The sequence below is a fragment of the Pseudomonas sp. SIMBA_067 genome, assembly GCF_046534675.1.
In the GTDB taxonomy this organism is placed as follows: Bacteria; Pseudomonadota; Gammaproteobacteria; order Pseudomonadales; family Pseudomonadaceae; genus Aquipseudomonas; species Aquipseudomonas putida.
In genome coordinates, this window is record NZ_JAWRYH010000296.1 from 1 (window position 1) to 279 (window position 279).

At 59.1% G+C, this 279-nt stretch carries 1 protein-coding gene; it reads left to right on the forward strand.

Translation table 11 applies throughout. From position 1 onward, the window contains the following. On the forward strand, positions 1-279 hold a 279-nt coding region (locus tag SB765_RS29165; protein WP_410932424.1), incomplete at both ends, for a hypothetical protein.

The window sequence follows — 279 nt, forward strand, 5'->3', positions numbered from 1 at the left end:
TACCATGCCGTTTCAACGGCCCAGGAAGATCAAAAAACCACCGAAAAGCGCAGGGCCTACTTTGCCCAACTGGCATTGGGCGCTTTGAACCTCGGTGCCTTCGTCGTGCCTGGCCTGGGCCAGTTGATGCTTGGTCTGTCACTGATTCAACTCAGCTACGAGGTTTTCGAGGGCATCGAGAACTGGGCCGACGGCGATCGTGAGCAAGCGCTCGACTACCTGATGGACATCGTCGAGAACGTCGCACTCACCGCAGTGGCCGTGGCAACAGGCGCGGCC